Annotated in this window: 16 protein-coding genes; 6 read left to right on the forward strand and 10 right to left on the reverse strand. The window is 58.2% G+C overall.

Translation table 11 applies throughout. The features are described 5' to 3' along the window. Positions 1-442 (forward strand): hypothetical protein (locus tag H9S92_RS04100; RefSeq protein WP_187465447.1); only part of this gene is annotated, 442 nt, incomplete at its 5' end. A gap of 136 nt (positions 443-578) precedes the next feature. On the opposite strand, the gene H9S92_RS04105 is transcribed toward H9S92_RS04100, so the two are convergent. From H9S92_RS04105 to H9S92_RS22775, 3 genes are all read right to left on the reverse strand, one after another. Continuing rightward, the gene (locus H9S92_RS04105) at positions 579-872 is read right to left on the reverse strand and encodes a hypothetical protein (RefSeq protein ID WP_187465448.1); all 294 of its coding nucleotides are present in this window, start codon (positions 870-872) and stop codon (positions 579-581) included. A gap of 78 nt (positions 873-950) precedes the next feature. Further along, entirely contained in the window at positions 951-1367 is a 417-nt protein-coding gene (locus tag H9S92_RS04110; protein WP_187465449.1) for a PIN domain-containing protein, read from the reverse strand. Next, positions 1364-1615: a DUF6364 family protein gene (locus H9S92_RS22775; RefSeq protein WP_222935972.1), complete on the reverse strand. Its 252-nt coding sequence runs from the start codon at positions 1613-1615 to the stop codon at positions 1364-1366. The genes H9S92_RS04110 and H9S92_RS22775 overlap by 4 nt, the downstream gene beginning before the upstream one ends. Positions 1616-2033: 418 nt before the next feature. Between H9S92_RS22775 and H9S92_RS04115 the strand changes: the two genes are divergently transcribed. The 3 genes from H9S92_RS04115 (at position 2034) to H9S92_RS04125 (ending at position 6297) form a co-directional block, all read left to right on the forward strand. Further along, positions 2034-4004 (forward strand): peptidylprolyl isomerase, encoded by a 1971-nt coding sequence (locus H9S92_RS04115; RefSeq protein ID WP_187465450.1) that lies wholly within the window; start codon positions 2034-2036, stop codon positions 4002-4004. A gap of 8 nt (positions 4005-4012) precedes the next feature. Next, positions 4013-4852 (forward strand): peptidylprolyl isomerase, encoded by an 840-nt coding sequence (locus tag H9S92_RS04120; RefSeq protein WP_187465451.1) that lies wholly within the window; start codon positions 4013-4015, stop codon positions 4850-4852. A 68-nt stretch (positions 4853-4920) separates the two neighbouring features. Next, complete coding sequence (locus tag H9S92_RS04125) at positions 4921-6297, forward strand: peptidylprolyl isomerase (RefSeq protein WP_187465452.1); 1377 nt, start codon at positions 4921-4923, stop codon at positions 6295-6297. A 550-nt stretch (positions 6298-6847) separates the two neighbouring features. Here H9S92_RS04125 and H9S92_RS22630 read toward each other — a convergent pair. Genes H9S92_RS22630 through H9S92_RS04140 form a run of 3 tightly spaced genes read right to left on the reverse strand, consistent with a single transcriptional unit; the run spans position 6848 to position 15736 of the window. Beyond that, a complete protein-coding gene (locus tag H9S92_RS22630) occupies positions 6848-11869 on the reverse strand; it encodes a PKD domain-containing protein (protein WP_187465453.1) in 5022 nt (1673 codons plus the stop codon). 29 nt (positions 11870-11898) lie between these two features. After that, entirely contained in the window at positions 11899-14649 is a 2751-nt protein-coding gene (locus H9S92_RS04135) for a hypothetical protein (RefSeq protein ID WP_187465454.1), read from the reverse strand. A gap of 25 nt (positions 14650-14674) precedes the next feature. Next, positions 14675-15736: a PorP/SprF family type IX secretion system membrane protein gene (locus tag H9S92_RS04140; RefSeq protein ID WP_187465455.1), complete on the reverse strand. Its 1062-nt coding sequence runs from the start codon at positions 15734-15736 to the stop codon at positions 14675-14677. 505 nt (positions 15737-16241) lie between these two features. On the opposite strand from H9S92_RS04140, the gene H9S92_RS04145 reads away from it, so the two are divergent. Then, positions 16242-17249: a hypothetical protein gene (locus H9S92_RS04145; protein ID WP_187465456.1), complete on the forward strand. Its 1008-nt coding sequence runs from the start codon at positions 16242-16244 to the stop codon at positions 17247-17249. Positions 17250-17539: 290 nt separating this feature from the next. Continuing rightward, positions 17540-18943 (forward strand): DUF389 domain-containing protein, encoded by a 1404-nt coding sequence (locus H9S92_RS04150; RefSeq protein WP_187465457.1) that lies wholly within the window; start codon positions 17540-17542, stop codon positions 18941-18943. Positions 18944-19069: 126 nt separating this feature from the next. On the opposite strand, the gene H9S92_RS04155 is transcribed toward H9S92_RS04150, so the two are convergent. From H9S92_RS04155 to lipA, 4 genes are all read right to left on the reverse strand, one after another. Next, a complete protein-coding gene (locus tag H9S92_RS04155) occupies positions 19070-19486 on the reverse strand; it encodes an Hsp20/alpha crystallin family protein (RefSeq protein ID WP_187465458.1) in 417 nt (138 codons plus the stop codon). A gap of 300 nt (positions 19487-19786) precedes the next feature. Further along, positions 19787-21937 carry a methionine--tRNA ligase gene (metG, locus tag H9S92_RS04160; protein WP_187465459.1) on the reverse strand — a complete coding sequence of 717 codons (2151 nt, stop codon included), beginning with the start codon at positions 21935-21937 and terminating at the stop codon, positions 19787-19789. Positions 21938-22443: 506 nt separating this feature from the next. After that, positions 22444-23871 (reverse strand): HTTM domain-containing protein, encoded by a 1428-nt coding sequence (locus tag H9S92_RS04165; protein ID WP_187465460.1) that lies wholly within the window; start codon positions 23869-23871, stop codon positions 22444-22446. 409 nt (positions 23872-24280) lie between these two features. Next, positions 24281-25153, reverse strand: a complete 873-nt coding sequence (gene lipA, locus H9S92_RS04170; protein ID WP_187465461.1) for a lipoyl synthase — start codon at positions 25151-25153, stop codon at positions 24281-24283. Positions 25154-25169: the final 16 nt, after the last annotated feature.

Genomic DNA, 25169 nt, shown 5'->3' on the forward strand with positions numbered 1-25169 from the left:
CAACAGTGCAACTGAGGCCATCGTACTACAAGACATTGCCCGGATGCAGACTAGACGAGTACCGGAAGCGGATGAAGCGGAGAACTTTGCCGCTTTTCGGCGGCTGGAATCCTTGACAAAAGGGAAGGTTAATCTTGACGAGCTGGCCTACGAGTTTCACGAAAGCCTTTTGAATGAAGATGCTTTGGCGAACTACACCAAGGCTTGGCTGGATTGGGTCATCACCAACAGAGGCAAACTAACTGATACCCAACTGCAAGCAGCCATTGACCGGGCGAACGCGGTAATATCTTTAACTTTTCCGGATCAGCCAGACATGCTTAAACTGCGTATAAAGAATGGCGTAGCAGACTATGATACTTCTAAGGATCAGGCCTTAAAAGAAAAGTATTTTAAAAACATCTCAGACTTGAAATTGGAGTATCCTTCTGCTTCCCATTAGGTGGTAGGCAATGGGGCCTTGCTAATTATCCCCCTCGCCTGAATCTACCAGTTTAATCTTTGCAAATTTCTACTGCCGCTGTCCACCCAAATGGCCATGGGCTTAATTTTGTCGCGCGCTGGACCTCCGGAGCAACCTAACCGGCCAAGGCAACAGCAACATCGCTCTCACCCCAAACATCTTCAATCTCCCCGAGCAAATTGTCAAATCCGGGGTAACCACCAACATTATCTACGACGGCCGAGGCAACATGCTTGCCAAAACCACCACCGGACAACCCAGAAAAGACTATCTTAGTGGCATCGAAATCAGTGGAACAAATTTTGAAGCCATCATGCACAGCGAAGGACGCGCAGTCTTGGAAGGAACCTGGAAGTACGAATACGTGCTGCGGGATCACCTGGGTTGTATGGGGAAGGGGGTCAAACACAAGATCGCAGAACTCAAATTGAGGGCACGAAGTACTGTACCGCAAACTGCTGGGCGAACCTGCGCTGTTATGTGAATGCTATTTTTCTGGAAGCTTTAGGTATTGATCAGCGGTTAACACCGGAATTTTAGCGCCCCTGAAATCTTTTAAATTTCTGGTGATGATGTAATCCATTTCGTTCTCCAGAGCAGAATAGTACTGAAGACCATCCTCAAAATCTTTGAAGTCAGTATCGTTCAGCGCTAGCCGAACAACTTTTCCGCTTAAGTCTATAATGGTGACGATCAACTCTAAATCTCTTAAAACCTTGATGGTTCCTTCCTTGCCGAGATGCTGGCCCAGTATATAATTCGTATTTGCAAAGGTTAAAGCGGAAACGAACAGTCTGACCTTACCCGTATCCCCCAGTGAGCATACCCTTGCGGCAGCTGCGTAGGCTTCTCGTTTGGCCAGGAGGTCTAAGACGATGTTGGTGTCGAGAAAGAGTTTATTCATTTGTACTTGTCCCTTAAGTAGTTCGTGTAATTCTTCTCGAAGTCAAAGTCTTCAGAAAGCGTTATTACGCCTAGCAGTCTATTGACCGTAGGAGAATAGGCCTCCGGCACCTCTTGTTCATGCTTTACCACTGCCGAAAGATAACTCTCGATCATTCTAGACAAGCTAATGTTATGAGCCTGGGCATACTGCTTAGCGCTATCAATCACTTGAGCATCAAGACTTAGCGTCAGTTTCCTGTCCATCATTCATTGGTTTATACGTGTAAATATACAAACATTATACGTAAAAAGTTGCGGATGGGCGTGCTAATTGTCCCCCTCGCCTGAATCTACCAGTTTCAGCTGTGCATTGTCCCCACTTCTACCTGTCCATCCTAATGGATTTGGGCTAAATTTTACCATTGGCTACCCCCCATCGGTAACTAGCCAACCGCCCCTCCTCCCCTTGCTCCCTATCCGAACTCCCCCCTTCGGGGGGTCGGGGGGGAGCACCTGCGGCCGCGCCCATCCAAGAACGCCTCAGCGGTGACAACTGCAGCGCCTTCCGGGCAGGCTCCGGCCAGAAAATGCAATAAGAACCGCCCAAAAATGGTTACTTTTGCGCTCCCTTTCGGGAATGTTTCGGACGAACACGATGAAGGTGCCACGTGCAATACCAATGCTTATGAAAATCTTCCCTTCCTACCTTTTACTGGGCTGGCTGGTGCTGGCCGCCGCGGTGGTCCAGGGCCAAAAAGATAGCGATGTGCTCTTTACCGTAGCGGATGAACCCGTGACGGTGGGCGAATTCCGCTACATCTACACCAAGACGAACGGCGAGCGCGCCGACTTCAGCGAGGAAGGTGTGATGGAGTACCTGGACCTCTACCAGCGCTTCAAACTCAAGGTAGCCCGCGCCCGCGCCATGGGCCTCGATACCGTGGCTGAACTCCAGCGCGAGCTGGAAGGCTACCGCCGGCAACTGGCCGATAACTACCTGGTCGACCGGCAGGTGACCGACCGGTTGGTCAACGAACTCTACGCCCGGCAGCAGCAGGACGTGGAGATCAGCCACATCCTCCTGCAATTCCCCAGCACCCCTCCCCTACCCGCTGACACCCTGCGGCTCTACCAGCGCGCCCTGGAGCTGAAGCAAGGCCTCACCGCCGGGAACTTCGCCAGCACCGCCCAGCAGTACAGCGACGACCAGTACAGCAAAAAACAGGGGGGCAAAATCGGCTTCATCACCGCTCCCTTCCCCAAAGGCCTGCACCGCCTGGAAGACGTCATTTACAACGCGGCCCCGAACACCGTTGTGGGCCCCATCCAGACCACCGCTGGCTACCACCTGGCCATCCGCCACGCCAGCCGCCCGGCCCGGGGCGAGATGGAAGTGGCCCACATCCTGGCCCGGACCAGCGAGGTAGAAGACGCCGCCCGCGGACGCATCCAGAAGGCCAAAATACTGCTCGACCAGGGCGAAGACTTTGCCAAAGTGGCCGCCACCTACAGCGAGGACGACAACACCAAGGCCAACGCCGGCTACATCGGCTTTTTCGGCATCAACCGCTACGAGCCCGCCTTCGAAAACGCCGCCTTTGCGCTGGAGCGCGACGGGCAGGTGAGCGACATCGTGCGCACCTCCGCCGGTTTCCACCTCATCCGCCGCATTTCCCACCGGGGCATACAACCGCTGGAAGACGTCCGCCCTCTTTTGGAAAGCAAGATCAAGGCCGACGGCCGCTACGAAGACGCTAAGAAGCAAATGCTCAAAGACATCCGCGCCAAGGCGAAAGTAACCGAAAACAAAGCCGTCTTTGGCCGCTTTGCCGCTGCGCTCGTGGATTCCACTTTCTTCACCTTCCAGTGGCAGCCCCTTCCGGTGAAGGACAATACGCCCCTGCTGACCATCGGCGACGACTACCGCCTTAGCCTGGAAACCTTCCAGGAGTTCCTGCGCAAGAACAGCCGCCGCCGCATCAGCCTGGGCCGCGCCCCCCGCAGCAACGCCGCCACCGTAGCCGATGCCCTCTACCAGGAGTGGATCGATGAACAGATTATGGCCTACGCCGAAAGCCGTCTGGAAGTGGACTTCCCCGAGTTCGCCGCTCTCATGCGGGAGTACCGCGAAGGCATCCTGCTCTTCGAAGCCACCAAACTGGAGGTGTGGGACAAAGCCAGTGACGACACGACGGGACTCAAGGCCTTCTTCGAACGCAACGCCAAAGACTACCGTTGGGGCGAACGCGCCGAGGTGACCCACTACGTACTTCAGACCAAGGCGGGCATTGACGCCGAGGAAGTCTACGCCTTCGCCGCCACCAACGGCCCCGACAAAACGCTCGATAAGTTCGGCCGCATGAACGTGGCCGCCGAAACAGAAATTTACGAACTCGAACGGCTTGCGGAACTGGATAAGCTGGCGGCAAAAGTCGGCAGCCGGTCTGCCGTAACCAACGATCTGCGCGAGGGCACCGCCTCCTTCTACAAAGTGGAAAGCATGGTGCCCGCCCGCCAGAAAGAACTCCAGGAAGCACGCGGTTACGTGATTGCGGACTACCAAGACCAGCTCGAACGCGAGTGGGTCGATAAACTGCGCCAACAGTTCCCAGTAGTGGTGAACAAGAAGGTGCTGGCTAAAATGATCAAGTCGTGAGAAAAACAATGGCCCTACTATCGGTAGCTGGGCTGCTGGTGCTGGCGGCCTGTAGCGATGCGCCGGAGGGAGAAGACAAGCTCCTGGCCCGCGTCCACCAGAAAGAATTGCGCCTTTCGGAACTCGCCGGCATGTTCCCCGATAACGCCACCGCCGAAGACAGCAGCCTCGTCATCCAGGCTTTCGTCACGCGCTGGTGCAAAGAAACCGCCCTCCAGTGGGAAGCGGAACGCAACCTGCCGGCCGACCTCAACATCGACCGGCTGGTGCGCGACTACCGGGCCAGCCTGGTCAGTACCCACTACGAGGAAGTGCTGGTGGCCATGCGCCTGGACAGTACCATCTCCCCGGAACAACTCACGGCCTACTACGAGGAGAACAAAAGCCAGTACCTGCTGGAGCGCCCCATTGTCCGCTGTTTCCTCATCCGCGTACCCCACCCGGTGCAGGATGCCGAGGAATTGCAATCGCTGTGGAACAACGGCGAGATCAGCGACACGATGGCCCTAAAGAATTACTGCGAGCGTTTCGCCGAAGTGTCTCTTCTCCAGCCCGCCTCCTGGTACAGCCTGGACGATATTGCCAGCCAACTGCCCAAAGGGGTGCTGACGGCGGGCAACATCAACTCCAAGCGGGAGTTCAGCTTGCAGGAAGGCAGTTTCCGCTACTACTTCCGCCTGCTGGAGGTAAAACCCCGGCTGGAAATTGCTCCGCTGAGCTACGTCGAAGACCAGGCGCGCAACGTCATCCTCCACAACCGCAAGCGCGAAGTACTGGAACAGGCCCGGGAGGAAATCTTCGACCGGGAACTGCGCCGCAACAATATTGAAACCTTTACCAACGAGTAAGTGTACCCCTGGAAGACAGACCACCCTGGCTGCCTCCCGATTTGTACCCTACTCCTGAAGCGATACTAATGAAGCTTACCATATACGCCCCCTTCCTGCTGCTATTCCTCCTGCCCGCCGGACTTTTCGCCCAGGCGACGGTCATTGACGAGGTGATTGCCCGCGTTGGCGGCGAATACATCCTGCTGTCGGACCTGGAAGAGCAGTTCGCCCTGGCCGCCAGCCAGAGCAACGGGGCACTCGCGCCGGATACCCGCTGCCAGATCCTCGATCAGCTCCTGGTGGGCAAACTCCTCTACAACCAGTCCAAGCTCGATAGTTTGGAGATCAGCGACAGCGACGTTGAGTCCCAACTCAACGCCCGCATCGACCGCATCCTCAGCTACATGGGCGGCAGCATCGAGCAGTTCGAAGACTACTACGGGCAGAGCATCACGGCCACCAAAGAGCAGTTTCGCGAAGACCTGCGGGAGCAGCTGGCCGTGGAACGGATGCGCGGTACCGTCGTCCGCGAAGTAAAGGTCACCCCGGCGGAGGTCAAAACCTTCTTCGCCCAGATCCCGAAAGACAGCCTGCCCTACTTCAACGCCGAAGTAGAAGTGGGGGAAATCGTCGCCAAACCCGAGCCCAACGAAGAAACCCGTAAGGCCACCATCGCCCGGCTCGAAGGCGTCCGCGCCAGCATCGAAGCCGGAGAAATGACCTTCGAGGAAGCAGCCAGGAAATTCAGCGAAGACGGCTCCCGACAGGCCGGCGGCGACCTGGGCTGGACCAAGCGCGGCAAGTTCGTCCCCGAGTTCGAAGCGGCCGCCTACAACCTCGAACCCGGCCAACTCAGCGGCATCGTTGAATCCGAGTTCGGCTACCACCTCATCAAATTGCAGGAGCGCCGCGGCAACACCATCCGCGTTTCCCACGTCCTGATGCGGCCCCAGGTGACGGACGAAGACATCGAAAAATCGCGGGTTTTCCTGGACAGCATCGCCAACCTCATCCGCGTAGACACCTTTAACTTCAGCTACGCCGTCAAACGCTTCGGCTTCGATAAAGTGCAGAGTTTCAACAACGACGGCCGGATGACGAACAACGCCAGCGGCAATACCTTCTTCGAAATCGGCGACCTCGACCCCGACATCTACTTCACCATCGACGAGATGGAGGTGGGCGACGTCAGCAACGTCATCGAATTCCGCGACCCGGGCGGCGACCAAATGCTGCGCGTCGTGCAGCTGCAGTCCCGCAGCGCCCCGCACCGCGCCTCCCTGCGCCAGGATTACGCCAAAATCCAGGACGCCACCAAGCAGGCCAAACAACAGGAGTACCTCAGCGACTGGATCGAAAAGACCATCAACTCAACCTTCATCATGATCGACGAGCGCTACCAGGCCTGCACCAGCATCCAGAATTGGATCAACGACAGCCGCAAAATCGCCAGCGGTAAGTAAGGTTTTTCTGGCGCGCGGCCGCAGGTGCTCCCCCCCGGCCCCCCGGAGGGGGGAGTTAGGACAGGGAGCAGGGAATGGTGGAGGCCTTGTCCGCCGAAGGATGGGCGCCGCCTCCCGCACGGTTGAGCCTCTTTTCCTGCGAAGTAAAACGTCTGGGCCTTACCTGAGGTCGAGACGTAGGCGGTCTAATTAGGTAGGCTGCAGCCGTACTCACTTTGGCCCGTTCGTTGAGTGCTCAACCAAGGGCTTTACCGTAGGAAAAGGACGTACGTTGGTCATCGCAAGAGATTAAACCGCCTAGGGATCGACCCAGAGGGTCTCAACCTAGGCGAGGTAAAAAGTCTTGACCTCACGCCTCGAAGGAGAACTCGTTCACGAGGTTAATCCTAAAATGGGAACGAAAAATATTCATCTCGCCAGGATTAATCAACCCTCGCGGCGTATGCCAAAAGTTAAATGTTGAATTCTCAATCGTAAATGTTAAATCAAGAAGACCACCTTCCCCCGCAGGAAAAGGTGGCCTTCTTCTAACTCGGTAGGAGCTCCTGGTTTAACGCAGAATGGTAATGTTGCCTTTCTGGATCAACTCCTGGCCCGCCGGGCAAAGCACGCGCAGGTAGTAACCGTAAACATCGGGCTCAAGGTCGTCGCCGCCAATGGTTCCGTCCCAGGAATCGAAGATGTTGTCGCTGGAGTACACTTCCTGCCCCCAGCGGTTGTAGATGATGAAGCGGAATTCCGTCAGTTCCTCGGCGAAGCGGGAGCGAACCTGCATCACGTCGTTCTCATTGTCCCCGTTGGGCGTGAAGGCATTGGGCACGTAGATGTGGTCGGCGTCACAAATGGGGTCTTCCACCCGCAGCTCGATCTGGACATCATCCGTGCAGCCATCCCGCGTCACCTGGATCTCGTACAGCAGGTTGCCCGCTGCATCGGGAGTTGCGGTAACGACCGGTCCGGTGGCGGGGTCAATGGTGCCGTTGGGGATCATCCATTCGTAGGCACACTCGCCTTCACAACCTTCCACGGTTAGCGTAGAGCTTTCACCCAGCAGAATCTCGGCAGGGTCGGCCGTTCCCGTCAGCCCGTCAAAGTCTACCACCGTCGCTTCAATCGTCACGGTAGCGGAACAGCCCGTAGCCAGATCAGTTACGGTGACGGTAACCGGGCCAGAGACCTCTCCAACGAAGACCGGTGCAGTGGGATCAGAGTTGTCGATGGCGTTAGCGGGGGAATAGGTGTACTGCAAAGTAGGCAGGGGCCGCACTTCTCCAAAGATCTGGGGACGCTCACCCGGGCAGGCCGTTACGTTGGGCAGGGGCAGGCCGAGCGAAATGCCCGAGACGTTGATCGTGACAGGAACCACCTCGCTACAACCGGTGATGGTATCGGTAGCTTGCCCGAAGAGCTGGTAGCTTTGTCCGGGTTCCGCAGCATCGACGGTGTAAGTCGTGCCCGTACCCACCTGGTTCGTCAGGCCGGCATCGTCAAACCACACGATCACTACGTCCGGGTTTACGGTACTGCCCGTTACGGAAACCATGGTCGGTTCGCAAACCGCCGTATCCGCCGGCGTAGCCGTAAAGGCAATCTCCGGCGCAACGTCTACCGTAATGGTTTGGGTGCTGCTGCAATCCGTGAGGGGGTCGGTAATGGTCACCGTCAGCGTCCCATCTTCCGTGAAGGTACCCACCGGGTTGGCGGGGTCCGAAAGGTCAAGGCCATCGGCGGGGTTCCACTCGTAAACGTAGCCGGCAACTGCCGCTCCGCCGTCAATCGTAAATGACTGTCCGAAACAGGGGGCTACCAGTTCCGGATAAGTATTGGGCATAAACGGCGTGGAAGTAACGGTGACGGTAAGCATCGTATCGCAGCCAAACTGGTTGGCCACCGTAACCATCAGGTCTACGCTGCCTTCCGCCGGACTCGTGATGTCCACCCGCGCACCGTCCAGCGCACCGTTGATGATGGCGTTGGGCTCCCAGGCGTAGGTGAGGGTATCGTTGGGATCGAAATTGAGGACCTGTACACTCGTGTCCGTAGAAGAACAGAAGTTAAGCCCCATTGCGCCCACGTTGATGCCCGCATCCACCTGGTTGTTGATGATGACGACCGTATCCCGCTCCACACAAGCGAAGGCGTTGGTGGCGGTGACGACAATCGTGTCACGTCCGCTGGGATTGATGGTCAGGGAAGATCCCGTGCCGATCACGTTGCCCGCCAGGTCCGTAAAGACAACGTTGACGCCGTCGTTGGTCATCAGCGTAACGCTCAGTTCAATGGGGGTGCCACAGGTTTGTACCGTGCCGAGGTCAATATCTCCTCCGTCGATGGGTCCGTCGGGGCCGTTTACGGCCAGACCGATGCTGTCGGCAACGATCAGCGTGACGGTATCTACGTTGCTGCAGTTAAAATCGGCGGCGGCGCTGGTTACCGTGACGAAGTAGGTCCCGGCGATGCCCGTGGTAGGGTTGGGGGTGGCGGGGTCGAAGTCGGGGGCGGGAGACCAGGTGTAAATCAGGTTGGTGTCCGCTCCGGGGTTCAGCTCGGCTTCTTCTCCGGGGCAGATGATGATCTCCGTAGCCAGGTTGACCACGGCCAGGTCGACGGTAAAAGAGGTATCCACGCTGGAAACACAGTTGTCGGCGGAAGTCACTTGCAGGGTAGCCGTCACTTCGCCCGAGGTATTCACTTCCAGCGTGGGGTTCTGTTCCGTGGATGTCGTTGGCGTACCGCCGGTGAACGTCCAGCGGTAGGACAAGGCCGCGCCACTCACGTTCAGCGAGTTGTCCGTAAAGTTGATGCTCGTCGTCCCGTTCTCGCAGTCGCCCAGGCCAACGCTGAAGCCGGCTACCAGAACAGCATCAAAGGTGGTCACTTCGCGGGTAAAGAAGCTGACGCATTCCTGGTCGTAGATCAGGGAAAGGGTTACGGTATAGGTTCCGGGGGCAGCGTAAACGTGGGTGGGATTGGCCTCCGTACTGGTGGTGCCATCCCCGAAATCGTAGCGGTAGCCGAAGGTAACGGTACTGGTATTGGTAAAGCGCACGGTGCTGCCGTCACAATCTACCATCTCGGTAAAGGATAGCGTACCGCTGTCGTCAATGAGGATGATCTGAATATCCTCCGTGGCAGTACAGCCGTACTGGTTGGTGGCTACCACCGTGGCCGTGTAATCGCCTGGGCCGCCCACGAAAGTCGGATTGGCACTGGTCAGGGTTGCGGGATCAAAAAGGTTGGCCGGAGACCACAGGTAGCTGAGGGTATCGTTCAGGTCCAGGTTGGTCACACCCACACTTACTCCGTCGCTGGTGCAGGCCAGCAGCGTATCCGGCAGGGCGATTTCCACTGGTCCACCGCTGACGGTGAAGGTGATGGTATCGGTACAGTTCTGGGCGTCCGTCGCCACTAAAAGGTAGTCTGATTCTCCACTTACGGGAACGGTAAAGGTCGTACCCGTACCGATGGCAACGCCGTTGGGATCGAAGAGCACAATTTCGGCCGGCACATTGGTGGAAGCCGTGAAAGTAGTGGTAGCATCACAGATCGGGCCGCCGCCGATTACCTGCAGGTTGATCTCGGGGGCTACGTTGATGGTGATGGTTTCCGTCACCTCGCAGGTAATGCCTTCCGCATTGGTGCTGCTGATGACCACGGTGTAGGTGGTAGTATCCTGCGGAAAGAAGGTAGGCTGGTTAGAGCTCGTACTGCTGATCCCCGTGGCGGGGCTCCAGGTGTAGGTAAAGTCGGGGTTGCCCGGGGACGGCAGGGATACCGAGGTTCCAAAACAGGTATTCAGGCTTTCCGGGAACTGGTTGCTGGTGAAATCAAAGACGGAAACCGTCACGCAGGTTTCCTGCGAACAACCGTTCTCCTCCGTCACCACGACGCAATATTCCCCCGGCAAGGTCACCCGCACCGTGGCGGTAGTGGCGGTATCGACACCGGGCCCGGACCAGGCAAAGGTGGTCGGACCAATCGCAGCCAGGTTACGGGCGGTGAGCGCAGAGGTATCTCCGGAGCACAAGCGGGTTGGACCTACAATTGCGGCATTGACCACGGGGACGCGGGCCCGGAACTGGGCCTGGCTATTGGCAAACCACCAGGTATTGAGGGTGTTTTTGTCGCCGTAACCCGTTGTCAACTCATCTTCAACGGCACTACAGGAATCCACGCCAATGTCGAAGAAGTCCCACGAACGGGGTGTTTCCATGCAGTCGTTCCCATTGCGGTTGTCCTTAATGGCACCGGTTCCGGGAAGCTGAGGGATTTCCCGGTCATCCCAGTACAACTCAGTGGATTCGAGTTCCAGGCTACACAGCGGACGCACGGTCTGTACGCAAAAACCGTTGCGCATGTACTCCACGTCGTAGGCCGACCAGTGCTGGATGCCCTGGGAATAATTGATGATGACGTCTACCGTATCGGTAAATCTTACCGGGGTGCTGTCTCCCCGCAAGCCATTCCAGGGAATACACGCCGAAGTATCCGTTCCCACAAACTCGTAGATGAGGGATACGTCTTCGCCATTATCGTCCAGTACACCGTTGCCGTTAAAATCCAACAAGATTTCCACCAGTCCCGGCCGCGTAACGGAAACGTCGAGGCAGTAAGGTGCATTCTCATCGCAGCGGAAAGTCTCCGCCGCCGTCACCATGCCACATTCCCCGTCGGGGAACAATTCGATGTCCGGCAAAGAAAGGAAAATGCGGTGCTGGGCGGAGGCATTGGTAGCATTTACACCGGGGATGGACATCCGGTCTTCCGCAATATTGCCCGTTTGGCCTGGCCCCACACTGTTGAAGGCCATATTAAATGAGAGCCCCTGAAAGCCGGAGTCCTGAAAGTCGATCAAGGACACGAATCCATCTTCGGTATAGCTGTAAAGGCGGCCGTTGAATTCGCGGTCCCAGACACACTCCGGCGTCTGGGTTCCGTCCACCTGGGGGAGACGGAAAGCCCAGCCCCTCGACCATACCCGGCCTGGGACTACTGCGCCGTCGCGGACCACCGTAAAATCCCAGAATGGAATGCTCACGCGTTGGTTTCCATCCCCGGGGATATCGTCAAACTCAATCGAAAAATCACCCGTAGTTCCGGGTCGGAAGACGAAAACCTTCCGTCCGGCAACCGTCAGCGTGGTATCGTAAACGCCGTAGGCCGCGTCTTCGTAGCTGTTGACGTTCGCGTTGGTATTGCTGATCGTGAAAGGGCCGTGCACGACGGGATTGGTACCATCTGCGGTCAGCTGACGGACGCGAAAGCTGTAGCGCGAATTGTTGTCATTGAAGGGTACTCCGGTGTCCTGGTATTCGGGAGCCAGGCCAAAGAAGACCGTTTCGTCGGCCCGGCCAATGGAAACAACCAGGCGTCCGGGCTCCGGACCGTTGAAGTCCGCAAATACCCCAAAGCCAGGCCGGCCGGTATCCAGCATGACCGGTGCGTCGGCCGCAGTAGGTGCAATGTCTTGAATGCCCGCTGCGGACAGTTCAGCAGCCAGCAGCAATGCCGCCAGCGGAAGGATTAACCCTGCAGCGAATGCGCGTTTGAGAAGTTTATGGATTGATTTCACGATTACTATGCTTTAAAACGCTGATGGGATTATTTCTTCAAGTTCAGGCCGGCGCGCAGCACCACCCGCCGCTCCAGCGAGGCAGGCTGACTGTAAATGGACTCCCGGACCTGGTCGAGCCTTTCGTAGATCTTGGCCAGTTTAGCCGTGGATTCGCCGAGCGCAGATTCGGTGTAAGTCAACTGCTTGTTTTTGATGTAAGGAAGCAACGCACCATCGCGGTAGGTGGCCAGGAAGTTTTTGACCGACGTAATCCGGCGGCCACTTAAGCGGCGGTTGTATTCCGTCTCCGCGCGCGGGCTGGCGGAACCCTGGAGCTCCAGGTTGAAACTCCGTCCGCTCCGCATGTGCTGAATAAGGGCGTCGGCAAAGCGTTGCAGTTGTTTATAGCCCGTTTTTACTTCCTGTTCAAAGAACTGGGCGATGTTGCCCCGCTCGATGAAGGCATCTTCTTCTGGCAAACCTTCCCCTGCTTCCTTCTTAAAGATTTCCTCGTTGCCAATGTAGGGTTCGTAGGTCTCGTCGTAACTCAGGCGCGTGGTGAACGAAGTGGTCCGGGGGTCCGGGTGGTCGTTGTCAAAGTAAACCTCGAAGGGAAGGAAGTCATTAAGGTTATCGCTGAACAAGGGAACGTAGTAGATCAGCTTGCCGCCGCCGTCCACCAGGTCTTGCTGGGTAAAGACCAGCGTATCGGTACGGGGGAAGTAGCCCTCCCGGCGGGTATTGAGAATAAAGGGCTGGTCCAGGTTGACGGTGTAGTAAAAGTCGTTGCCGGTGGGGTTGGAACGTTCGTCCACCAGTTCTCCGTCACTTTTGCTCAGGCGTAGGGTAGCGTTGTTCAGCGGATCGTCGGTCCGGCCATCGATAACGTAAACTTCCAGGGTTTGGCCGAGGTACAGGTCTCGCCGGATCGTACCGCCCTGATCGGGGCTGTAATTCCGAAGGTCCACCTCCGTGTAAGCTTGGCCAAAGCCATCCTTCCTGGCCTCAATCCGGTAGTTTTTGCCGATCTCCAGATCGAAGTGAGAATCATTGCCGATGGGGTTGGTGATTTCCCGGACCAGCGTCAGCGTCCCGTCTTCGTTCACCTCGTAAAGGGATACGGTCGCGCCCGTCAGCTCGGAAAGGTCAACGTTGTTGAAGGTGAAGATGTCCAGATTGACTTTCGGGTTGAGCTCCAGCCGCCGCTCAATGAAGGAGAGGTCTTTAAGTTCAGGGCTGGCCAGATCGAAGGCGTCCAGGTCCTCGGTAAAGCCATCCTTAGTAGCTTTTAGTTCGTATTTGCCGCCGGGCTCGACGAGAAAGTTGAACTCGTTGTCTTCCAGGTTGGTAATTTCCTCAATCAACTCCGGGCCAGTAGGCGTAATCTTGTAGAGCGCTACGGTGGCGCCAGGAAGCTCTTTACCCGTGAGCTTATTGAACGTCAGGGCCTGCAGGTCCAGGCGCGGGTCGGGGGTAAACTCGTAGAGGTCGTAGCAGCATACGTCGCGTTCTTCGGAGTAAAAAAGGGCTTCCTCCACCGGGCGACGGCTGGCTACGTAAGCCTGATCGGGGTCGTCAAAGCGGGTGTAGTAGGCTTCGTCGGCGGAGGAGTTTACGGGGTTGCCCAGATTTACGGGCCGACGAAAACGTCCGTCAATGAGGTAAGACTTGTAAATGTCCAGGCCACCGAAGGTAAAGCGACCGTCCGTTGCGAAATACAGCGTCTGCCGGGGGCCGTACCAAAACGGCGAAGCATCGTCGCCCGCCGTGTTGAGTTTATCCAGGTTGGCGGGCGCACCCAGGCTTCCGTCGGGGGCCAACGCCGCCCGGTAAAGGTCCAGTCCACCCATTCCTCCTGGCCGGTCGGAAGCAAAGTACAGGAAAGAGCCGCCATCGGTGGCGTCCAGGCCAATGCTGGGCTGGGTCGTGGAATACCCCGCCACATTGAGGTCCAGCTTCACTGGGTTGGCCCATTCTCCGTCCGCCCCGATATCCGCCCGGTAGAGGTCACAGATCAGTTCATCGTAATTCCGGAAATCGCAAACGGAGTAGTACACTTGGGTCATCTCCAGGTTGAAGGCCGTGTGGGCCACGTTTTTGCCCGGCAGGTTGATGCTGTTCAGCAGCGGCACGGCGGTACGTTCTCCCGTCTGGCGCAAAATGCGGCTGAGTTGGCGCTTCGGAGAAACGGTGTCTTTCTTGAATTCGAAGTTATTTGAGGTAAAGTAGCGCGTGCCATTGGGGCCCCGGACGTACATCACATCCGAGTTCTCCGTATTGAGGCCCTCGGGCATGTGCTGCAAAATAACGTCTTCGCTCCGCGCCAGGGCATCGATCGCCCAGTTGGAATCGTTGATCTGGGCCAGTGCCGCCGAGCGGTACTCCTCCGGAGCGTTAGGCTGCTCATCGAGGAACAACTGGAAATTGGCCGCCGCCTGGTCGTAGTTGCCCTGGCGGAAGGCACTCTGCCCCATGAAGTACTTCACCAGTGGGTACTTCGTAATCTCCGGCCGGCTCTGCAATTGCAGCATGTATTTTTCCGCCTCCCGGTAAGCCGTAGCACGGTAAGCGGCTACGCCGGCCTTGTAGTATACTTCCGCGATCCGTTCTTCGTAAGCCCGGTCTTCTTCCCATTCGGGGTCGGCGGCAATGTCGTAAAGACGGAACGCATTATAATGGTCGTTACGCTCCATCGCCTGGTCACCCCCTTCAATGTAGCCAGTGAAGGATTGGTTCTGCGCGTAAAGCCCCGCAGAAACCAGCAGGGAGAGTACGAGAAAGGTCAAAAATCTGTACATAGTAAATGGGATTCTGGGATCGGGGCTAGATAAGGGGGCAAACTTTGAACTCGGGAATGGGACGAACCTTGCGGATAAGGTAACGAATGGACAGCTCCATCCCTCCCCGGTTCTCCGTGGCAATGTCGAATTCACTGACGTTGAAGTCGTAATTCAGTCCCACTTTAATGTCGTTGTAGCTCACCTCGAAGGTTGGCCAGTAAGAATCCTGGATGGCGTCGCGGCGCAAGCCCAGGCCCGCCATCAGGCTGATGCGCTTGCTCAGGGTGTTTTTCACCCATACCCGGCCCGCCGCCGTAGCCACGAACTCATCGTAAAAGGCCCCCTGGTTCTGGTACGTGATGGCCCCAACCAGGTCGACGGCCGGTAAAATTTGCAAAGTGCCAATCGCGTAAGGGCTCAGCCGGCGCTCCAGCGGCACTTTCGCGTCGTCGTAGAAGGCCTGGTCAGGGGCCGTAATGTGGTGCAGCGCCACCCCGAGGTCGAGCTTCGTCCGGCGGTCGTTGCGGAAAACCAATTCGCTGGTTTGCCTGGATTGCAGGCGCAGGTTGAGCCCCAGGCTGAAGTCGGGGAATACCTGACCGTCGGCATCGAAAGACTCCCGGGTGGGCAGGCCCAGATCAACGATGCCCCGGGCCTCGTCGTATTGGTTGTTGAAGCGCAGGTTGCCCTGCTGGAAAGACCGCTGTACCAACGCAGCCTTCCCGCCCGCACTCAGGATGATGCGGGGAGAAAAGACCCGGGTGTACGACAGGTTGAGGTCGAGGTTGGCCCAACTCAACTTGCTGTCTCCCGCCCGGTCGTAGTTGAAAGCGACTCCGCCCGATAACCAGCCGCGCTTGTTCAAGCTGCCGAGAAACTTCTTATCGATGGCCAGCGTGACGGTCTTGTAGTCCACCGGAACGTCCGTCCACTGCGATTTGTAGTTGCCCATCATCCGTACATCCCCCCGGAAGATGCCCGTAAGCGCGGGATTGAGGTGCAAGGGAGCGTTGTAGAACTGGGAGTAGTGGAAATCCTGGGCCGATCCAAGGGCTGGCAGCAATGCCAGTAGAGCCACCGCAACGAGGAGGCGAAGAGAATTCATGGTCACTCTATCTGAAAGGGTAAACGTATTTCGCATAGGAGCTTGGGAGAGATTACGTCTTGGAAAAAATCGGTTTCGTTAAAAGCCTGCAGTTGCAGCGTGTTCTGTGGTAGTGTTCTTGCTTACCTCCCATGTAGCTATCCGAATACGGACGCAAGCTACGACGAATTATATAAATTCCAATACCGACCGTTCCTTTTATTTTCAGTACCGCTTCCTAGACCGGAGCGCAAATTGTGTACCAGGGTCTAGGAAATACCGTTTTGCTGCCTACTTTAGCGTCGTAATCACCAGTTGGTTGCTTTTTTTGTTTGACAGTTTGACGAACACCAAAGAACACTATTTCGCCTCTTGTGCTGCTTCCCGACCCGGGGGGTAGCATTCACTCCACCACCCGGTGGTTTCAATCTCTGTGTTTTTCCAATTGCTTTCGTTTGACGCTTTAGTGGGCTGCTGCCCGCTTAAAGTGCATCATTTTTTGGGATCTAGCACAACGGATTGAATCGTGAAACAACTTCTTCTTCTCTTCATCGCCACCTTTTTAGTTGCCGCCAGCGGCCAGGCCACGCGTATTTACGTAAGCCCCGCCGCCAACGGTTCACTGGCTGGCTCCAGCTGGGCCAACGCCACCAGCGTAGAAGATGCCCTGGCCCGGGTGGTTGCGGGCGACGAGGTCTGGATGCTCCAAGGCACCTACCCCACCTCCCGTACGGGTAACCGCGAAGCCAGTTTCGTTGTTCCCGCCGGCGTACAGGTCTACGGCGGCTTCCTGGGCAGCGAGGCCAGCCCCACCGAGCGGCCAGCGGGAGTGAAGAGCATCCTTTCCGGCGACATCGGCGTGGTAGGTGAGCATGCCGACAACGCCTACACCGTTGTCCTGATGCTTTCCGCTGGCAACCTCTCCTCCATCCTTGACGGATTTGTCATCACCCATGGTTGCGCCCGCAATTTCCGCGAAGGCTTCGGTACCGGCAGCGCCGGCGGTGGCCTCTTCATCCAGGGTGCCCCCGGTGCCACGGCAGCCCACCAGATCTCCAACTGCCACTTCACCGCCAACCGCGCCCACAACGGTGCCGCCGTTTTCGTCAGCGCCGGTCGTCCCTCCTTCATCGCCTGCTCTTTCGTCTACAACACCTCCGATTACAACGGAGGCGCCGTGTACAACTACGGCGTAGGCAGCGAAGTGAGCCCCATTTTCAACCAGTGCCAGTTCGTCGATAACGGCAGCAACTCCGGTGCCGGCATGACCAACAACGGCACCAACGGCTCCGCCAGCCCGCTGCTGCTCGACTGCAACTTCACCAACAACGTTTCCACCATCAACGGCGCGGCCATCTACAACATCAGCAACGATACCGGCCGTTGCAACCTCGTCATGGAAGGCTGCACCTTCGAGGGAAACGACTCCATCCTCGGTGAGGACGTCTCCGACTCTGGCGTGAGCCCCGACTACGCCGAGCGCGCCCGCCAAAACGGCGGCGGCACCCTTCGCCCCGTCAGCGTAAAGCGCTAGTAGTCAAAGACTAAAATTAGTGATGACCTGGCGAAGTGAGCTTGTTTCTCAGCAAGCGCGTTGAAGTTGGGCATCGCCATGGCTACGTCGGGTTTCGACTCGGGCAGATCAGTGCAGAAATAACAAGTCGATGGGCTCCTGATTTCGGCATTGTACCGCCAGGCTGCTTCCCTGCCCGTCTTTTGCGTGCCTTCCCTATTCCCGTTCGCCTGCGGCACTGGCCGGCTAACCCCGTTTTTGTCCTATCTTGCGGGCCGCTGTCTTGTTGACCACCAGCCCAGGATTTGCCTATGCTACCCGAAGAGACGAAGCCCGAAAAACACGTCGAATCCTCACCCGCGGAAAACCTGCGCAGTTGGTTCAGGGATTTTATGAACCTGCGTACGGGCTCCGACCGCGCCGGGGCCGTCCAGTCCATTGTCAATGGCAAACAGATGCGGGGCTCCAATGCCTGGATGCTCGTCTGCTCCATCATGATCGCCAGCCTGGGCCTCAACCTCAATTCCAGCGCCGTCATCATCGGGGCCATGCTCATCTCTCCGCTGATGAACCCCATCCTGGGCATCGGCCTGGCGGTAGGGACGAACGACCGCGACCTCCTCTGGCAGGCCCTGCGCAACTTCGGCATCTCCATCATCATTGCCCTGCTCACCAGCGTACTCTACTTTTCCCTGAGCCCCCTCAACGAGTTTACCAACGAGATGCAGGCCCGCACCGAACCCACCATCCTCGATGCGTTGGTGGCCATTTTCGGCGGACTGGCGGGCATCATCTCCGTCACCCGCGAAGAGAAGACCAGCGCCATCCCGGGCGTAGCCATCGCCACCGCCCTCATGCCGCCGCTCTGCGTGGCCGGTTACGGCATCGCCCTCTCGTTTACCGAAGGATCCCTGGGCTTTTCCGTCTTTTGGCGGGCCTTCTACCTCTTTTTCATCAACTCGTTCTTCATTGCAACTACCGCCTATATCATCATCCGCCTGCTGCGCTTCCCCTACCGCAAGTACATCAACCAACGGGAAGCGCTCCGCAGCCGCCTCATCATCGGGCTGGTCAGCATCCTCATCATCCTGCCCGGTTTTTACATCCTTCGGCAAGTCCTCAACAACCACAGCTACCGCAACGCCGCCAGCGCTTTCACCGCCCGCTATTTCCCCGAGAGCAAATCGACCTACGTTTTCAACGCCGACGACCCCAACGCTCCCTTGCTCATCTTCCCGGTGCGTCCCCGCTCGTTGAGCGCCGACTCCCTGGATTTTTACAACGAACGCTTGCGCAACGATCCTTACCGGATTCCCAATGCGCGCATCGTCACCGACACCAGCGTGGCCAGCCTCCAGGACAAACTCAACTTGCTGAACAACCACGGCAGCCGCATCGCGCAGTTGGAGCGCACGGTCAGCAGCCAGGCCGCCGCCCTGGAAAGTCTGCTCCAGGTTGCGGCCGATGAAAACGCCGAAAAAAGCCTCGCCACTCGCCTTCAACTGGCTTTTCCCGGCATCAGCTCCGTCTACGTTCAGCAGCGCGCAGATGGCCAGGCCGCCAGCCAATACGTCCCCCTCGTGGCCATCCAACGCAGCTGGCCGGGCGTTCGCCCCAATACCTCCGTCCTTCGCGCCGAGCGGCAGCGGCTTCAGGCTTACCTGCAGTCAGAACTGCGCGTAGACTCCCTCTTGCTGGTCATCGAGGAAATTTAAAGGGCGCGGCCGCAGGTGCCAGGCCCGTACCCCAAGGAAGAGCAAGGGAAGGTACCCGCCAAAAAAAAATGGCCCGGGAAGACGAACGTCCTCCCGGGCCAACTCATTTAATCCTCTTGCGCAGCCTTAGGCAACGCTGATCTGCCGGGGCGCCTTGGGCAGGGCCTCTTCGCGCTTAGGCAGGGTCAGGCGCAGGATGCCATCCACGTAGGTAGCATCGATGCCTTCGTCGTTGATGACTTTGTCGTCCAACTGGAAACGGCGGTGGAAGTCCGTCAGGTTGAACTCCCGGAGGCGGAAGTTGGGGGTTTGCTCCTCACCATTTTTCTCAGCGGTGTAGGATACTTCCAGCGTGCCTTCGTTGCAGGCGATGTGGAAGTTTTCTTTCTTCCGTCCCGGAGCCAGTACTTCGAGGAAGAAGGCTTCATCCGTTTCGGCAATGTTTACGGCGGGACGGTAGCCATAGTTGGCCTTCGTTACCGTATCATCGAAGAAGCGGAAAAGATCACTGGGGAAGGGGCGGTTATAATTTACAAGTTTCATGGTGGATTGATTTAGCTTTTCGTGCAATAGCGCACGACATCGCCTGGGCAAAATCCGGACCGCCGGAGAAAATTGAAAATTTGCGTGACATTATGACGTAAAAGCAATTGTTCACCTGCCTTTTTGACACCCCTTGCTTCCAAATCGTCACTTTGCACCTGCGGCCGCGCCTGAATGGATAGTGGGGGGAGAGTTGGGTTGGTGCTGCGGCAGTACAAGTCGGGCTAAAGCCTCGACAATACCGGTCGGGCTGAAGCCTCGACAGTACCTTGGGGGTCGGGCTAAAGCCCGACAGTACCTTTAGCGGACGGTCCAGCCGTTGCCGAAGCCGGCGGGGGGACTCACGAAAGTGAGTTTTCCGCTGCCATCTTCGGCCATCAGGATCATGGCTTCGCTCAAGACGCCCGCCATTTTTCGAGGGGCGAGGTTGGTGACGACGGTGACGTGCCGGCCGATGACCTCCTCGGGGCTGAAGTGCTGCGCGATGCCGGAAACGACCGAGCGCTGCTCGCTGCCCAGATCGATGGTCAGTTGGAGGAGTTTGTTGGACTTGGGGACGGGCGCGGCGGTGAGGATGGTGGCCGTGCGGAGATCGAGTTTCAGGAAGTCGTCGAAGCTGATCTCGGGTTTCGGGGCGGCACGTTCGGCGGGTGCGGTGGCTTCGGCGGCGGGGGACCCGGCGGGGATGGCGGGCTTGCTGGCCAGGATGGCCGCCAGTTTATCGCGTTGCCGCTGGATGATGGCGTTGCGGCTCTGGTCCTGGCGATCGATGATTTTGGGGAAGAGGACACCCGCCTCACCGAGCGTGTGGCCGGCGGCAAGCAGGGGCGCTCCGGCGGCAAGGGCCGTTAGGGCCAGCTGCCAGTCGCCGTTCTGCGCGGGGGCCTGGTTGAGGGTAGCGCGGAGCCGCTCGGCGGAGAAGGGGATGAAGGGGGTAGCCGTCAGGGCCAGCGCCGCCGCAATCTGGGCGCAGTTGTGGAGCGTTTCGGCGATGGCCGGGTCGGTGGGGTTATCCTTATATAAGGTCCAGGGCGCGGCGTCTTGCAGGTAGCCGTTGCCGTAGGTGGCCAGCTCGACGAAAGCCGTGGCGGCGTCTTTGAAGCGGAAGGCGGCGATGTCCTGCCCGATCTTATCGACCGAAGTGGCGAGGGTGGCCAGCACGGTGGAGGTGGCCGAAGCGGGAAGGGCGGGTACCTCGCCGGCGAAGTACTTGTGGGTAAGCACCGTCACCCGGTTGATGAAATTGCCGAGTTTATCGGCCAGGTCTTTGTCGTGGTAGTCGGTGAAGCCGTCCCAGGTGAAGTCGGCATCCTGCTGCTCGGGGAGGTTGCGGATGAGGGCCCAGCGGAGGGCGTCCTGGTGGTTGGGGAAATCCTGGAAAGCGTCGAGGTATTCCTGCAGTTCAATGCCCCAGCCGCGGGATTTGGAGAATTTATCGCCTTCGAAGTTGAGGAACTGGTTAGCGGGTACGTTTTCGGGCAGGTTGTATTCGCCGTGGGCCTTGAGCATGGCGGGGAAGACGATGCAGTGAAAAACGATGTTGTCTTTGCCGATGAAGTGGATCAGCCGGCTGTCTTCGCCTTTCCACCAGCGTTCCCAGTCGGTGTTGTTTTCGGCGGCCCACTGCTTGGTGCTGGAGATGTAACCGATGGGGGCATCGAACCAGACGTAGAGCACCTTCCCTTCGGCACCTTCGAGGGGGACCTGGATGCCCCAGTCGAGGTCGCGGGTGATGGAACGGGCGTGGAGGCCACCGTCGAGCCAGCTCAGGCACTGCCCGATGACGTGCTTTTTCCACGCGCGCGGGTCGTGCACCTGCTTACCATCGAGGAGGCCTTCCTGGATCCAGGGCTTGAGCCATTCGGCGTGGGCATCGAGGCGAAAAAACCAATGTTTGGTTTCCCGCAGTTCGGGCTTGGCACCGCTGAGGGTGGAGACGGGGTCGATCAGGTCGGTAGGCGAAAGGTCTTTGCCGCAGTTTTCGCACTGGTCTCCGAAAGCTTTGTCGGAGCCACAGTTGGGGCAGGTACCCTGGATATAGCGGTCGGCGAGGAACTGCGCGAATGCGGGGTCGTAGTACTGCTCGGTGGAGCGGACTTCAAACTGGTCGCCAGCGGCCAGCAGCTTGAGGAAAAAGTCCTGGCTGGTAGCGTGGTGGAGGGGGGCGCTGGTGCGGTGGTAGTAATCAAAACTGATGCCGAGGGCCTCGAAACTGCCCTTGTTGAGGGCGTGGTACTTATCAATGATGGCCTGGGGGCTAATGCCTTCCTTCTTGGCGCGCAGGGTGATGGCCGCGCCGTGCTCGTCTGATCCGCAGACCCAAAGGACCTCCTGGCCCAGCAAGCGCAGGTAGCGGGCGTGGATGTCGGCGGGCAGGTAAGCCCCGGCCAGGTGCCCCAGGTGCAGGGGGCCGTTGGCGTAGGGAAGTGCGGAAGTCTGGAGGGTGCGCATGCTTGGTTTTGTAGTCCTTGGTCAGTTGATCATTAATCCGCTGCCAAGGTACGGAAGTTGCACTTTGTGGACTGAAAAGTTGGGGTTTCCTTACCGAACCTTACTCTTTCGTACAATTGTCAAACGGCTCCATTTGCCCTCTCCCTCGGTCCCTCTCCATGGGAGAGGGATGACCCAAGCACCGTTCTTTTGACGTTAAAGGAGTGTTTATCAGCCGCTAGAGTTTCTGCTTAAAATCCATTCATTCCATTTCAATAGATAGACCACAGAGAACGGATGTTGACAAACCTCTAGGGCCAAGGTGTTTGATCTAGTGGGGTTAACCCGTACGCGCGTTAGGGGCCTAGACTGCCTAGGTTGAGACCCTCTGGGTCGATCCAGCTAGGCACAGGGGCACATTCTCCTACGACCCAGAGGGTCTCGACCTGGTAAGCGCTTGGGCCTCCCCCGGTTGGCCAAAGTGAGTACGGCTGCAGCCTGGCTAATTAGACTGCCTACCTCCAGGGTTAATCCTGCGCCGTTTCCCCCTCCGGCAGCACCCAATCTTTGGCGCCCCACCACTGCCAGTGGATGGTGCTGAGATCGGCAGCGCGATCGAGGAAAGTATGGCGGGGGCCACCGTTGAGAGAAACGCGGAAGCGGGGGTAAATGGCGAGGTCCTGGCCAGCGGCGGCGCGGAGGTCGCGCAGGTGGTGGGCGTACTGCAGGATCATGTCCGGGTGGGTGGTCATCTTGCGGTACTGCTTGGTCGTCAGGCTATCGCGGGGCTGAACGATTTCCTCCGCCCCGGTGGTGCGATCAACGAGGAGGTAGTGCCCGTGGCCTTGTTTGCTGCGCAGCATCATGCGCCAGCTGTAGCGGTGCCCTTCTTCGGTCCAGTTGACGTCAGAGGGGAAAAGCCAGTGGCGAAGGGGCAGAAAAAGGTGGAGGCCGATGATGAGGGCCAATCCGGCGGTGACGAGTGGCCGGTAGCGGGGGTGGCCCTGCCAGAGGGAGGATGCCTGGCTGGCGGGGGATTCCGGGGCCCTCCCTACCCTACCCTGCCATTGAACGACCCAGCGCCGCACCTGCGTCCGCGCCCACCCCAGCTTTTCCGCCGGGATCCCAAAACCCGCCAAACGATGAATGGCCCGCCGTGGCCAGTCGGGTGCAAAAAACAGGCTGGTGAGCACCATCGAGAGGTAGGGGAAAATGCCGATCTGGAAAATGAGGTGGTTGGTGGCGTGGAAGAAAACCAGGAACCCCAGCGCCACCCAGCGCAAGCGCCGGTGCAACAGCAAAAATGCCGCCGTGAGATCGAGCAACATCCCGCCCCAGGCCATGACGTAGGCGGTGGGTTTGAGCGCGAAAAGCGGGCCGAGCAGGGGGATATCCGCGCGGCGCTGGAGCCAGGCGTGCAAAGGCGAGGCCTCCAGGAGCCAATCGGCGTTGATTTTGGCGATGCCGCCGAAAAAGTACACCACGCCCATGAGGGTGGGAAAGAGTAAAACCGTCCAGGCGGGCACTTCCGTGCGCCGCTCGCCCGGGTTCCGCCGGACGTCGAGGGAAAACTCCCGCCACGCCGGCGTCAGGGCCAGCAACCAGGCCAGCCAGGTGAACAAGTAAGCGTGGTTCAGGTAATGGGCCTTTTCCAGCAGGAAAAGGTAGCTGAAAAAGAGGGCAAAAAGCGGTGCGGTAATGCGAAAGCGCCACCCCAACGCCACGGCCAGGCCGAGGAGAAAACCCACGATGAAGTAGAGCGAAAGCAGCGGCTCCGGCAGGGGATGCACCCACTCGAAACCATAGTAACGGAAGGTATAGCCCGCAAAATCATCCAAATACCAATGGTAATAAATGCCATTCCCGAGGATGTCGCCGCCCCCGAGCAGGCCCATTGCGACCCGCAGCCAGACCAGGGTGGGGATGGGGACGGGCCGGAAGAGGGGGAGGGGCATTGGTGGGTTTTTTACAAAGTTAATGAGTGAATGCGTGAATGAGCGAATGAGTGAATGGGCTGCCGCGAGGGATAGGCGAGATGGTGGAGGCGTTGTACGCCGAATGATCGCGGGCGGGGCGTATGTTTACACCTATCCGGGGGATAGACGATAGACGATATTGGATATTTGATTGGGCTCGCGCGATGGGGGAGATTTATACTTCGCACACGATTTACGCCTCCGAGGAACTTTTGCCTTCAAAGATTAACACTCCGAAAAAGTGTTCCTCCCTGCGAACGGCAAAAGATGCCTCGGAGGAGAAATCGTTCCAGAGGTTTTACGCGATGCACACGATTTACACCTCCGAGGAACTTTTGCCTATTGCATACGGCAAAAGATGCCTCGGAGGAGAAATCGTTTCACCAAATCAAATGTGCTTTTCGGCGTGGTAGCTGCTGCGTACCAGCGGGCCGCTTTCGACGTAATCAAAGCCTTTGCTGAGGCCAAGGGCTTTGTAGTGGGCGAAGGTATCGGGGGTAACGAATGAATCAACAGCCAGGTGCATGGCGGTGGGCTGGAGGTACTGCCCGATGGTAACGACATCAACACCGACCTGGAGCAGGTCGTCGAGGAGCTGTTCTACCTGGTCTTCGGTTTCGCCGAGGCCGACCATGAAGCCGGTTTTGGTGCGCTTACCGGCGGCTTTGATGCGGCGGAGTTCTTCGAGGCTGCGCGCGTAATTGCCCTGGGGGCGGACTTTGCGGTAGAGGTCGCGCACCGTTTCCATGTTGTGGCTTACCACTTCCTGGCCGCCTTCGATCATGCGGTCGAGGGCTTCCCAGTTGGCGCGGACGTCGGGGATGAGCGTTTCGATGGTGGTTTGGGGCGTCCGTTCCTTGATGGCGCGCACGGTTTGGTACCAGATTTCGGCACCGCGGTCTTTGAGTTCGTCGCGGTTGACGGAGGTGAGCACGGCGTGCTTGACCTGCATGAGGTCGATGGCTTCGGCGACGCGGCGGGGCTCGTCGGTATCGTACTCGGTGGGTCGGCCCGTTTTCACGGCGCAGAAGCTGCACGAGCGGGTGCAGACGTTGCCCAGGATCATGAACGTAGCGGTGCCCGCGCCCCAGCACTCGCCCATATTGGGGCAGTTGCCGCTCTGGCAGATCGTGTGCAGCTTGTATTCATCCACCAGCGCCCGCACTTTTTTGTACTCGGGGCCGATGGGGAGCTTAACGCGCAGCCAATCGGGCTTGCGTTGGCGTTCGCTGGGGGACGGGGCTACGGGGAGGTCAATCATGGGCTTACGCACTTGA

Origin of the sequence: Neolewinella lacunae (assembly GCF_014349155.1) — a bacterium.
Classification (GTDB): Bacteria; Bacteroidota; Bacteroidia; order Chitinophagales; family Saprospiraceae; genus Neolewinella; species Neolewinella lacunae.

Excerpts from the sequence above, each read along its gene's own strand:
- H9S92_RS04115 (WP_187465450.1), top strand. The coding sequence starts at position 2,034 with ATGAAAATCTTCCCTTCCTACCTTTTACTGGGCTGGCTGGTGCTGGCC.
- metG (WP_187465459.1), bottom strand. The coding sequence starts at position 21,937 with ATGCGCACCCTCCAGACTTCCGCACTTCCCTACGCCAACGGCCCCCTG.
- H9S92_RS04140 (WP_187465455.1), bottom strand. The coding sequence starts at position 15,736 with ATGAATTCTCTTCGCCTCCTCGTTGCGGTGGCTCTACTGGCATTGCTG.
- lipA (WP_187465461.1), bottom strand. The coding sequence starts at position 25,153 with ATGATTGACCTCCCCGTAGCCCCGTCCCCCAGCGAACGCCAACGCAAG.
- H9S92_RS04120 (WP_187465451.1), top strand. The coding sequence starts at position 4,013 with ATGGCCCTACTATCGGTAGCTGGGCTGCTGGTGCTGGCGGCCTGTAGC.
- H9S92_RS22775 (WP_222935972.1), bottom strand. The coding sequence starts at position 1,615 with ATGATGGACAGGAAACTGACGCTAAGTCTTGATGCTCAAGTGATTGAT.
- H9S92_RS04135 (WP_187465454.1), bottom strand. The coding sequence starts at position 14,649 with ATGTACAGATTTTTGACCTTTCTCGTACTCTCCCTGCTGGTTTCTGCG.
- H9S92_RS04110 (WP_187465449.1), bottom strand. The coding sequence starts at position 1,367 with ATGAATAAACTCTTTCTCGACACCAACATCGTCTTAGACCTCCTGGCC.
- H9S92_RS04125 (WP_187465452.1), top strand. The coding sequence starts at position 4,921 with ATGAAGCTTACCATATACGCCCCCTTCCTGCTGCTATTCCTCCTGCCC.
- H9S92_RS04155 (WP_187465458.1), bottom strand. The coding sequence starts at position 19,486 with ATGAAACTTGTAAATTATAACCGCCCCTTCCCCAGTGATCTTTTCCGC.
- H9S92_RS04165 (WP_187465460.1), bottom strand. The coding sequence starts at position 23,871 with ATGCCCCTCCCCCTCTTCCGGCCCGTCCCCATCCCCACCCTGGTCTGG.
- H9S92_RS04150 (WP_187465457.1), top strand. The coding sequence starts at position 17,540 with ATGCTACCCGAAGAGACGAAGCCCGAAAAACACGTCGAATCCTCACCC.